We start from the raw sequence: 11,671 nt of genomic DNA, 5'->3' as shown, positions 1-11,671 counted from the left end.
TTAAAAACCTTTCACACCTCATGCTTATGCTCAACCACCTCTGCACCACAGATGAGGAGACGATATCCTTTTTGGATGGCATAAATCCAAGCTGGCGACAAGGCCAGATGGATACCCCCTGCCTGCCCATTCGTGATATTCTCACGGAACTCTATCAAACCACCAATGGCCCGCAATGGACAAACAACGACGGCTGGGGCACCGATGACGATCTTCGTAATTGGTACGGCGTCCAATACGACATGCATACATCAACCTTTTCCCTCAACTTGCAGAATAACAACCTCCAAGGCATGCTCCCGGCCTCCCTCAGCCAACTCAGCAACCTCACGTCCCTTAACCTATCATGGAACCAGCTGACGGGAACTCTGCCTGAAAATGGCAACATGAGCCAGTTGAGACCTCCACCTTGGCGGAAACCAACTATCCGGACCCATCCCCCAAAGCATCGGAGAGCTCACTGACCTTTACTCTCTCCAGCTTGACAGCAATGAGCTTAAAGGCATTATCCCTTCAAGTATCACAAAACTTAAAAACCTTTCACACCTCATGCTTATGCTCAACCACCTCTGCACCACAGATGAGGAGACGATATCCTTTTTGGATGGCATAAATCCAAGCTGGCGACAAGGCCAGATGGATACCCCCTGCCTGCCCATTCGTGATATTCTCACGGAACTCTATCAAACCACCAATGGCGCGCAATGGACAAACAACGACGGCTGGGGCACCGATGACGATCTTCGTAATTGGTACGGCGTCCAATACGACATGCATACATCAACCTTTTCCCTCAACTTGCAGAATAACAACCTCCAAGGCATGCTCCCGGCCTCCCTCAGCCAACTCAGCAACCTCACGTCCCTTGACCTCTCATGGAACCAGCTGACGGGAACTCTGCCTGAAAATATCGGCAACATGAGCCAGTTGAGAGACCTCCTCCTTGGCGGAAACCAACTATCCGGACCCATCCCCCAAAGCATCGGAGAGCTCACTGACCTTTACTCTCTCCAGTTAGACAGCAATGAGCTTAAAGGCATTATCCCTTCAAGTATCACAAAACTTAAAAACCTTTCACACCTCATGCTTATGCTCAACCACCTCTGCACCACAGATGAGGAGACGATATCCTTTTTGGATGGCATAAATCCAAGCTGGCGACAAGGCCAGATAGATACTTCCCAGAACATGCCATTCGTGATATTCTCACGGAACTCTATCAAACCACCAATGGCCCGCAATGGACAAACAACGACGGCTGGGGCACCGATGACGATCTTCGTAATTGGTACGGCGTCCAATACGACATGCATACATCAACCTTTTCCCTCAACTTGCAGAATAACAACCTCCAAGGCATGCTCCCGGCCTCCCTCAGCCAACTCAGCAACCTCACGTCCCTTGACCTCTCATGGAACCAGCTGACGGGAACTCTGCCTGAAAATATCGGCAACATGAGCCAGTTGAGAGACCTCCTCCTTGGCGGAAACCAACTATCCGGACCCATCCCCCAAAGCATCGGAGAGCTCACGGACCTTTACTCTCTCCAGTTAGACAGCAATGAGCTTAAAGGCATTATCCCTTCAAGTATCACAAAACTTAAAAACCTTTCACACCTCATGCTTATGTTCAACCACCTCTGCACCACAGATGAGGAGACGATATCCTTTTTGGATGGCATAAATCCAAGCTGGCGACAAGGCCAGGTAGATACTCCTTGCGAGGAATAGCGTCCTTAAAGCCATTAGGTTGCAAGCAAAGGCATGTCCTGCAACCTAATGGCCACCATTATTAAAACTCAAAACAGATATTTGAATTTCAGGGCCTGGCTCATATATGAAATCAATGGCCAGGGCCGTTTTATGTGTAAAACGCTCAGCCCTTGATCTGCAACCAGGCGTCCGACACGACCATGCTGAAAACACACGTCATCACACCCGGCCTTATGTATGGGCCTGATATCCAAAAGGACTAATAAGGAGGGACAGGCTCTTTTTGCCCATCATAAAGATCCTGCCCTCTGCCTTTCTACCTGATTAACGCCTGATTTTTATTTTTGGGCGGGCTCCTACTCTTCCCGTTCCACGAGGCCCAGCTGGTTAACACCCCATATGTGCATCATTTCAAGGATCGGGAACACACTTTTACCCAGTTCAGTCAGAGTGTATTCCACACGGGGCGGGACTTCCGGATGAACGGTTCGTATTATCAAGCCGTCCCGTTCCAATTCTTTCAGCTGCTGAGTCAGCATCTTCTGGCTAACCCCAGGAACAACTCGTTCCAATTCCTTGTAGCGCTTGTCCGCATCATGAAGGTGCCACAACATAAGGCATTTCCATTTGCCGCTGAGCACCTCCATCGTGACTTCAACCGGGCAACGATATTCCCGGCCGTTCCATTTAATCATTTCAGAGCCTCAAAAAAAATGTGCCTGTTATCCGCCCATCTGACGGCAATTCGCACCGTTTGGTTCGTGTCGAACTGAAAAGTGCCTTCTTGCGCACTCACTCCAATCGCCTTATTTTACATATTGTTACAGAGAACACCACCAAACACAAACCATTATATGCAGGAGTACAACAATGACATACCCAAGAACTTTTTCACATATAGGACTATCCGTGACAAACCTGGAACAGGCTGTAGATTTCTACACAAACGTCCTTGGATGGTATGTGATCATGCCCCCCACAGAAATCAAGGCTGATGATTCTGCCATAGGCGTGATGTGTAACGATGTCTTTGGCGAAGGCTGGGGCAGTTTTCGCATTGCGCACCTTGCCACAGGTGACAAGATCGGCGTCGAGATTTTCGAATTTCGAAACTCTGAGCAGCGGGAAAACAACTTTGAATATTGGAAAACGGGCGTCTTCCACTTTTGTGTACAAGACCCGGACGTGGAGGGGTTGGCCGCCAAAATCGTAGAAAATGGCGGAAAGCAGCGAATGCCCGTGCGCGAATACTACCCGGGCGACAAACCCTACCGCATGGTGTACTGCGAAGACCCCTTCGGCAATCTCATCGAAATCTATTCCCACAGCTACGAACTGACCTACTCCGCTGGCGCATATCAGGAATAGCTCGCACAATGTCCGCACTTCCGTGCGGGCATTGTTTTATATACGCCTGATACCATGTCATAATCTATCCAGTATTCACGATAATCAAAGTGACATTAGGGACACCCTACTTTTTGCTATCCGGTATAACGGACCCGCCAAAGCCCCAAACGGCGCATTAACCTACCAACCGAACCAGAGAGACAAGAATAAAAGTTCGATTTTTAGGAATCGAACAGCGAAAAAATCAATTATATATCAACATAAAACCAACGCATTATCACTGTGACTTTCAAGGATAGCCTCTATCGGTAAGCCTTCGGAACCTCCCTTCCTCCTTCCGCCCTCCCATGGCATCAATTTTGCTATTTTTCAGCACAAAAAAACGTCACCACCACAAAGACAACACCTTTTTGATATGAATCCGCTCCGGCACCGGTTCACCGCGCACAGGGAGACACGAATGCACCGTTTCACATGCATCACCATCATCTTTACGCCTCTGATTTTATGTTGTTTAGCACTCTCGCCACCCCCTACAACATCAGAAACACGCCCAAAAGTCCTTCTCCTTCACAGCTACCACACCTCCAACCCGTGGGACATGTCTGTAGAGCAAGGCGTCCTGGACGCCCTGGCGGATGAGTACTATATCCCGGACGAAAACCTCGCCTTTGAGTCCTTCTACATGGACACCAAGCGGCGTACTTCCCGTGAGTGGAAAGAGGATGCAGGTAAAATGGCCCGTGAAGCCATCGGTCGCCTTCGACCGGCAGTGGTCATCGCCCTGGACGACAACTGCCAGGAATACGTTGTCCGGCGGATGAACACGTCAGGTTGTGCGTTTGTTTTTGCAGGGGTCAACCGGGACCCGGAGGAATACGGAATCATCACCAACCGGGAGAACCCGGGGGGCAACATCACAGGGGCCCTGGAAAGGGAACGGTTCCCTGAAAGCCTGGCCTTTATGAGACGCATCGTTCCAGGCATCAAACGCCTTGCCATTATCTCCGATGCATCCCCCACAGGGGCCCCTGTGGTTCAACGCATCAAAGCCCTGGCCCCGACCCATGGGGTGACGGTTGTCGATTCCCTGGAGACCGACGACTTCACCGCCTGGAAAGACTTTGTCACCAAAATCCAACCCCGGGCCGATGCCTTGGCTGTCGTCGTCTATCACACCGTAAAGGATGACAACGGCACCCATGTGCCTGCTGAAAAGGTCCTGGCCTGGACAACCTCCCACAGTAAGCTTCCCGACATGGGATTCTGGCCCTGGGCCGTCTCCCAGGGCCTCCTCTGCTCAGATGCCATCTCCGGCTATGACCAGGGGTACTATGTGGGTACCATCACCTCGTATATCCTTGGCGGTCAGTCCCCCGGGGACTTTCCCGTATCCGCCCCCCGAACCGGCCAACCTTGCATCAACCAGGCACGCGCCGACGAACTCGGCCTTGCGATTCCTGCCCACCTGACCAAAACAGCCAAGCTGTTTCCCACCATGACGACTCGATCCCCTCTCTCATCCCCGCCGGACTGATACGCCATTGGCCCCATGCCACGCTTAAAGAAACTGTTCACGGCTTATTCACATGCTGCCATCAAAAAGGAAATGCCCCCATGATCATTTCATGCACTCACTGCGGCAAGACGTACAGCATAAAAGCACAAACACTGCACTCCGACCGCTCCAAAGCCAAATGCCTGGCCTGTGGCAACTGGTTCGTCATCACCAAACAAAAGGAGCCGGTCGCCACCGCAACATCACCCCTCACGCGTGAAGAAAATCAAAAGCTGTCAGGGGACCTGTCTCCCGGCACCGAGCCAGAGACGCCGTCTTTCGACACCGAGCCGCCAGCGCCCATGCAGGGCCGGATTTCTCAGGCCAGCCCTGATGACAACCCGCCCCGAAAAGGCATTGGGCTCACAGGTAAATTTATTCTGTTCTCCATTCTTCCCTTTCTGCTCGTCTGCGCAGGCAGTCTCTGGTACTTCACACAGCTGGTCATGCCGCGCATGGACACCCAGGTCACCGAAACCATGTCCGATGCGATATGGAACATCGAACAAAGGCACCTCCGGGAGCAGAGCCGTTCCAACGCACGACAGGTCCGCCAATATCTCTTCAGGCACCCGGACCTTATCAACCGCAACTTTAACCGGGACATCTACTTTAAAAAAATCGCCATCAAAAAAATCGGGACCTCCGGCTACACCTTTCTCTACGAACGGCCACGGCCCGGCGGGATCTGGCGCAGCTGGGCCCACATCGACCCGAACATCGTAGGAAAAGACCTGTCTAAACTGAAAACAGACCAGCCTGATTTCAACGCCTTCTGGAACATCCTCACAGCAGTCGAGACGAAACCCTCCGCAGAAGGATTCTACCTGTGGCAGGACAAAGGGCAGACCAGCAGATGGTACCTAATCGTCACCAAAGTTCGCGGAACCCCTTATGTGACGGGAACTGCGTTCAAGGCCGAAGAGATAGAAGAAAACGTCAGCCTGCTCCGAAAGCAGGCCCGGCAGATCACCACCGAAGCCCTGCAGGGAACCCTTCTGGCCATGGGACTCGGGGCCCTTTTGGCTGCATCTATCTTCATCTTATACGGCCGCCGCACCACACGACGGATCATACACCTTTCCGAGGTGGCCGATCGTATCAGCCTGGGGGATCTGACAATTCCTGTCCATGTGGACTCTCGCGATGAGATCGGGGAATTGGCCGAAGCCATCAGCCGCATGCGGGACAGTATCAGTGTGGCCATTAAGCGGCTGAGGAGTAAAAACAACCGGTAGCAGCCCCTCATAACGCTCATGAACCCAGCCGGTGGGCCTTGCCCGCCGGTTTTCCGGAGACTCAATGATGAGAATAAAAAGTCTGTTTTATGCTCTGGTTGCCGCACTGTGTCTTACTGCCTGGGCAACTGCTTCTACCCATTCGAAGCGAGTGCTGATCCTCCAGAGTTATCATGCGGAATACCCCTGGGTAAGGGACGTAAGTCAAGGGATACAGGAAGCCTTGGAAGAAGAGCGTTTCATACAAGGGCACAACATGGATCTGGCCTTCTCTAGGAGTCCGCCACCCAACGCCATCCAGAAGGAATGACTGGAAGCAACAACAAAGCCAGAAGGCCATGGACCTCATCAACAGGCTGGAACCGGATGTTATCATTGCAAGCGACGACAATGCCCTTCGCTACGTGGTCACTCAACTCACAGACACCCATTGGCCCATCGTGTTTACAGGGATCAACGCCGACCCGACAGAGTATGAATGCATCGACAGCCTTATGGCTCCTGGGCACAACGTCACAGGCTGCATGGAACGGGAACGCTTCAAGGGCTCCATGCGCCTTCTGAAACGCGTCCTCCCCGACGCATCGCGTATTGCTGTCATCAGCGACAACGGCCCCACCTCGCGCCCTATCCTGGAACGCATCACAGCGCAGGCCAACGAGGCCCATGTCACCATTGCAGGTATCAAGGCGGCAACAACTTTTCATGAATGGCAACACTTTGTTCGGGACATGCAGAAAAAGGCTAATGCGCTGGTTGTGCTCACCTACCATGTGGTGAAAGACGAAAAAGGAAATGAAATCGCCCCGGAACAGGTTTTGCGATGGACATTGGAAAACAACCGCCTGCCTGAAGTGGGATTCTGGAAATGGGCCGTAGAGGACGGCCTGTTGCTCTCCGAGGCAATCTCCGGGTTTCAGCAGGGCTACCACGCAGGCACACTGGCCGCATATATATTAGAGGGCCAGCCGCCAAGTGACTTCGCCGTCACCACGCCTCGCCGGGGTGAACGATGCATCAACCTGGGACGGGCCAAGTCACTTGGCCTGACCATCCCCGAGGACCTGCAGACATTCACAACCCTCTTCACCGCCCAGCGGGTTCTGCAATAAGGGAGTAAGCAATAAGAGGGGCAGGCTCTTTTGAAAATCAAGATCACCACCGTTCATGGCACACCGCATCATTCCATGTTCCCAGGTTCTGTCACGTCACCGACTTACCACCGAACGTCAACATCATGCCTGTACTCCGCATTGAACTCCCCCTCTACCCCGAAAGGGGGAGATAAACACACCCTCCTCCCCTTTTTGGGAGATTTACCCATCATCTAACGTTGCCGAATTTTGATAAAACGAATGCTGCCAACGTCCAATACGTTATCGACATGTCCTCGGCAGGCAACTAACACGCCCCAAGAAATTGTCTCGACCATCCCAACGATCCTTTTATTCCAGGCAAGAAACCATGAATCTCAACGGTATCGCTACACGTCCGTTCACCATACCCTAAAATCCATTGCCTCCGTGCAAAGAACAAATCGAAAACAAAATTCGTTTTTCGACCATAATCCCCTTCTAAGGAAAAATCATTAATTTCGAAAGATTACCGCACAACATACCCCAAAATAGGTAGAAAAAAAGTCATAAAAATCTCTCTTTCGGGGGATTTACGCATCAAATTCATTGGCTTAAAAGAGAGCCATAAGCACCACATCGCCCTCCTGAAATTTTATTGCGTCAGCATTTAGCGAAAAAGACATAAGCGGTTCAATACAGCCAAGTAGATAAAGGGCACCTGAAAACAAAATCAAACGGTTTAGAACTCAGATCTTAAAAAAAGAGAACACACCTTAATTCATTATTCGACGATTTCTACAGGCCCCATTCGCTTTAAGGGTCAGGTCCATCAATCCCGATGCCTGATCCGGGGCGATAATTCATCAACACCATAACGTGAAAGGAGTCAAAAGTCATGAAACGTAACCTGGTTATCTTGAGCAACAAGCATTCCGCCCTCCGAGACGCCCTTGAAAAAAACAACAGCGTCTCTGAAGAATTCGTCAAAACGGAAAGCCCCCGGACGTCTCAGGTCGACGGCCACAACCTTTTGTTCGTCGATACCGAATCTTTCGGTGAAGCCGAAGCCATTCGGGATGAGCGCGTAGCCACCGCTCTGAAAAGAGGCATTCCCATCATCATCGAAAGCCCTACGGTCAAACTTCTTACTGAGCTGAGCGGCTGTGGTTCAGACAAGGTCGAGGCAGCACTTATTGTCCAGGGAAGAGGCCAGTTCTACTATTCCATGTCTTACATGGATATAGGCACAACAAGAGAGGACTGCTATTTTGCTGATTCCGAAATTCCCAAAGGACAATACGGAGACGAAGAGTCTGTAGTTCAAGCAATCTCTCGGCCTGAGTCACCCTACGTAACAACCGACGCTGTTGATATTGAGGAAAGAGTCCTTTGCGCTCTCAAAAACATTCAGACCGTAGAGAAAAAACTCGAGGTGTTACAAGACTCACCCTTCCAAAAAAGCGAAATTCCCAATAATCGTAAGTGGTCTCATCACCGGGATATGGAGTGGCAGAGTTGGGTCTTCGCAGACCCTTCAGGTGAAACAGATAAAACGAAATAGACCCAGAAACGACTTCTACTCTAACTCCAACCTGCTTGCTGCCAATAGCCCAGCGAAGGTAAAGGTTCTCAATGCCATGGTGGGTGGTACTGGCTTCGAAGCCGTGGTCCACGGCGAACAAATGATTCGAAACGATCATAAGCACAGAGGCTGGGCTCAGGGGTTGACAGGCATTGAGTTCAAACCAGATAGCGATGCGTTCGGAAAAATCCAAGACTACGTTCCCATCAACCAGGCCAACTCTACATCAATTTCTGCCGGGTATAAATGGGATATTGGCTTTACCGGAGGGGGCGGCCCCGAAGGGCCTGAGGGAAGCCTCAGCTTCTCCTACGGCCAAGATTCAGGACACACCAAACAATCAATGGATTACAGAACGTTAACCGAGTCAGTTGAAGACAACGGCATGGTTTTCTATCACAATGTGAACATTGTGGGAGGCGACACCGAAATTGATGCGATGAAGCTGTTCTATGAAAATGGGAGTAACGAATTTACAAAATTTTTCTATTTCCATTTCCCGTCCGGGCAACGGGTTCGCGGTTGGCCCACGCTTTCCACGGAACTTCTGAAACCTGATTCTGAATGCGTCTGGTTCGCCAACCCCGACGAATCACGAGCGGGAACGATGTTGATGAGAGGCGTACATGGCGTAGCCTACATGTTCCAAACGCAACCCAAGCACAAACCGATTCGAAGGCTGTCGTCTTTACTATGAAGACCGCATGACTGTCAATTTTCAATCTGTCAACTACAATGATCCAGAAGACTAAGTATTAAACCCGTTAGCACACCAAAGCAGAAAGTGGATAAACAGGTATTTTTTGTTTATTCATTTTACTAAAAGATTGTTCCGCACCCGGCATCTGGCCCTTCACATTTAACAAAATATCCATTTTTGTTTAAATAATTGCCATGTCGGGTGCACTTCGTTTGCATTAGCAAGTGAGATACAGAAGCCACCTGTGAAGACGAGCCTTAGGGGACTGTGGGAAACCATTATTCTACCAGAAAAAAGGCACAAGAGCTTTGAATGTAGACTATTTTAACGTATTACAGGAGAAACTGATAAGATTTCAAGCATTCTTTTCGAAGGAGTTACCCAATCCAAACCACTAACGCATTTAGCACACCAAAAACCTCAAGAGCCGAACCGCTTTACGCAAATGACGATGATCAGTATGACATACACGAACAGCAACAAGGGCTATAAGCTATCAGGCATGGCCGTATCTCCCTCGGCGTTGGTACCGCACACCACAGTGCTCACAAAACTTGATTGAAAAAAAGACTCTTATAAGAAAAGACACGTCATCGGTAAATTGTGAATGCTTCGCGCTTTAATGCTTTTCAGAAGTCGATTCATACATACGCCGCCTTTTGCGGTGATGAATTCGAATTTAACAGCATCTCGCCCGAAATCCGAGGAAGGATTAGCCTGCGCCTTTTGAAAACCAGCTCCCGGATTTCATCAACATGTCCGTCGTCAAATTTTTTTTGCTTCTGTGGGGGTGATTCCTGTGTGGGCCCATCGACTTATCAGCCCAAGCCTCAATGACGCCAACAAAGCCTGATTCTTTTGAAGCGAAAGGAAACCAATAATGAAAACGCCCGTATTAAAAGCTCTTATGACTCTTACAGCTTGCGTTCTGGTATCCACAGGGTGCCAGTCGTCAATCAGCGACAGTTCGTTATCGAGAATTGGTGACAACCAGGTTGCCTTTGGCAGTGGAGACAATACCAAAAACAGCAGCATTGCCCAAAACGGAGGAACCGCCAACAACCACAGCAATATCATAACGAACCACTATACGATCAATAACCCAACGGCGAATATCATCGAGGAGAACAATAGCCCAAAGATTGACAGAAGCAACTGTACGTTCCCGGTATTGGGGACCCTGTCTGTCATGGTAAAGCCAACAGATAAAAGTGGAAATTACTGGGATGAACCCAACAGAGTCACCGATGAAGCCGGCGCGCCTGATATCGGCTATTTGATCACGTTTTCCGACAACACCCAAATTGCTTACCCCCCAAAGAATAAATCAGGGGACCATGGATGGGGTAACATCCGTGACATGGAAAGCAGAAACATGTTCAACTATACGTTCAAAGATGTCTTGATCAAATCTGCAAACTTTAAAGTGGATATTTTTGATATCGATCAAGATCGAGCCACTCTCATCGCCTCGGGGGAAGGAAAAATCAATGTCCAGCGTGACTTTGATTTAGCCAGCGTAGAAGTTATCGTACCGGTAAATAAGGACGTCAGGCGTTAAAGGGCTGTCTCTTTTAGGTTCACAACACGCAAGTTCGCTGTTCCTCTTCCATTACGATATATGTGGCGATACATGATTTTTCAGGGGGATATCAGGAGAAGTATTGCACTGGTCATCACGATGAGCCTGTCTCTCTTTCTATTTGATCTTCCGGGACACTTCTGGAAAAACGAATTTATACAAATTATGGGATTCATTTGGCCACCCGTCATTGTGTTGTCGTGAGTGACGCAACAACCGGCCAGCCCCCAGGAGGAAAACCGGCTGCCGCCTTTTAACTCTCAAGCCCCTTTGATCAACACCAGACAATCAGGGGATCCTGAGGTTTTTAATTCCGCTCTCTTCGAACTCACGTGAGTACTTCTCGGCGCATTGATTGATTGCGGTAAATCGGTCGATGGAATCCATTTTTTCTGCCTCTTCCTTACCAACCTCTTCTAAAAAATCACGTTTACCGAGTTCTTGGCACAATGATTCCCAAAAGCACTCATCATCGTACTCATCTATGTAGTGATGAACATCCTCGTCCATTTCAAACCGGTTTGTGGGGAAAAACCCTTCAAGCTGTTTATTATATTCAATCAGACTTTCATATTTAAAATCTTTGGCAAAGGAATATACTTTTTGAACAAGCTCCTCGTATTTTTCTGTACCTGCGTCCTTCTCAATTTTTCGAGCGTTCATTACCCAATTGGCAATATATACAAGATCAAGAAGAAGCTGCCTGAACTCTTTTTTCTTTGGTAAAAATTCATTTTCACGTCGTGAACTCCTGAATTTATTATAATGGCAGGAACCGGATTTCGACTTGAGCTCACACTCGCACAAATTTCTCAAGATTGTAAAGACTCTTCAAAAAGAAAAAAACAACCCCAGTCCATCATTGAAGAAGGG

At 49.5% G+C, this 11,671-nt stretch carries 14 protein-coding genes; 10 read left to right on the top strand and 4 right to left on the bottom strand.

All coding sequences use genetic code 11. The features are described from left to right. Positions 1-11: 11 nt before the first annotated feature. Complete coding sequence (locus ACOYW2_RS07350; protein WP_482771116.1) at positions 12-248, bottom strand: hypothetical protein; 237 nt, start codon at positions 246-248, stop codon at positions 12-14. Here ACOYW2_RS07350 and ACOYW2_RS07345 point away from each other — a divergent pair. Then, positions 243-464: a hypothetical protein gene (locus tag ACOYW2_RS07345; protein ID WP_482770994.1), complete on the top strand. Its 222-nt coding sequence runs from the start codon at positions 243-245 to the stop codon at positions 462-464. The genes ACOYW2_RS07350 and ACOYW2_RS07345 overlap by 6 nt on opposite strands. 76 nt (positions 465-540) lie before the next feature. Here ACOYW2_RS07345 and ACOYW2_RS07340 read toward each other — a convergent pair whose 3' ends face one another. Further along, on the bottom strand, positions 541-777 hold the full coding sequence (locus ACOYW2_RS07340; RefSeq protein WP_482771116.1) for a hypothetical protein: 237 nt from the start codon (positions 775-777) through the stop codon (positions 541-543). Between ACOYW2_RS07340 and ACOYW2_RS07335 the strand changes: the two genes are divergently transcribed. Further along, positions 772-1,425 (top strand): hypothetical protein, encoded by a 654-nt coding sequence (locus ACOYW2_RS07335; RefSeq protein ID WP_482770993.1) that lies wholly within the window; start codon positions 772-774, stop codon positions 1,423-1,425. The genes ACOYW2_RS07340 and ACOYW2_RS07335 overlap by 6 nt on opposite strands. Then, positions 1,308-1,730 carry a hypothetical protein gene (locus tag ACOYW2_RS07330; RefSeq protein ID WP_482769954.1) on the top strand — a complete coding sequence of 141 codons (423 nt, stop codon included), beginning with the start codon at positions 1,308-1,310 and terminating at the stop codon, positions 1,728-1,730. The genes ACOYW2_RS07335 and ACOYW2_RS07330 overlap by 118 nt, the downstream gene beginning before the upstream one ends. Positions 1,731-2,068: 338 nt before the next feature. On the opposite strand, the gene ACOYW2_RS07325 is transcribed toward ACOYW2_RS07330, so the two are convergent. Beyond that, complete coding sequence (locus tag ACOYW2_RS07325) at positions 2,069-2,407, bottom strand: winged helix-turn-helix transcriptional regulator (RefSeq protein ID WP_482769953.1); 339 nt, start codon at positions 2,405-2,407, stop codon at positions 2,069-2,071. Positions 2,408-2,582: 175 nt separating this feature from the next. Here ACOYW2_RS07325 and ACOYW2_RS07320 point away from each other — a divergent pair, with 175 nt between their 5' ends. From ACOYW2_RS07320 to ACOYW2_RS07290, 7 genes are all read left to right on the top strand, one after another. Then, positions 2,583-3,080 (top strand): lactoylglutathione lyase family protein, encoded by a 498-nt coding sequence (locus ACOYW2_RS07320; RefSeq protein WP_482422341.1) that lies wholly within the window; start codon positions 2,583-2,585, stop codon positions 3,078-3,080. 583 nt (positions 3,081-3,663) lie between these two features. Further along, positions 3,664-4,599 (top strand): ABC transporter substrate-binding protein, encoded by a 936-nt coding sequence (locus tag ACOYW2_RS07315; protein ID WP_482769952.1) that lies wholly within the window; start codon positions 3,664-3,666, stop codon positions 4,597-4,599. Between the two features lie 80 nt (positions 4,600-4,679). Beyond that, entirely contained in the window at positions 4,680-5,858 is a 1,179-nt protein-coding gene (locus tag ACOYW2_RS07310; RefSeq protein ID WP_482769951.1) for a HAMP domain-containing protein, read from the top strand. Positions 5,859-6,196: 338 nt separating this feature from the next. After that, complete coding sequence (locus ACOYW2_RS07305) at positions 6,197-6,970, top strand: ABC transporter substrate-binding protein (RefSeq protein WP_482769950.1); 774 nt, start codon at positions 6,197-6,199, stop codon at positions 6,968-6,970. An 859-nt stretch (positions 6,971-7,829) separates the two neighbouring features. Beyond that, positions 7,830-8,495 (top strand): hypothetical protein, encoded by a 666-nt coding sequence (locus tag ACOYW2_RS07300; protein ID WP_482769949.1) that lies wholly within the window; start codon positions 7,830-7,832, stop codon positions 8,493-8,495. Then, positions 8,473-9,213, top strand: a complete 741-nt coding sequence (locus tag ACOYW2_RS07295; RefSeq protein WP_482769948.1) for a hypothetical protein — start codon at positions 8,473-8,475, stop codon at positions 9,211-9,213. The genes ACOYW2_RS07300 and ACOYW2_RS07295 overlap by 23 nt, the downstream gene beginning before the upstream one ends. 883 nt (positions 9,214-10,096) lie before the next feature. After that, positions 10,097-10,777 carry a hypothetical protein gene (locus tag ACOYW2_RS07290; protein WP_482769947.1) on the top strand — a complete coding sequence of 227 codons (681 nt, stop codon included), beginning with the start codon at positions 10,097-10,099 and terminating at the stop codon, positions 10,775-10,777. Positions 10,778-11,086: 309 nt separating this feature from the next. On the opposite strand, the gene ACOYW2_RS07285 is transcribed toward ACOYW2_RS07290, so the two are convergent. After that, on the bottom strand, positions 11,087-11,614 hold the full coding sequence (locus ACOYW2_RS07285) for a hypothetical protein (protein WP_482769946.1): 528 nt from the start codon (positions 11,612-11,614) through the stop codon (positions 11,087-11,089). Between the last annotated feature and the right edge of the window lie 57 nt (positions 11,615-11,671).

It is taken from the genome of Desulfoluna sp. CLI2B, assembly GCF_056847375.1.
This window is presented reverse-complemented; position numbering and strand designations above follow the sequence as displayed.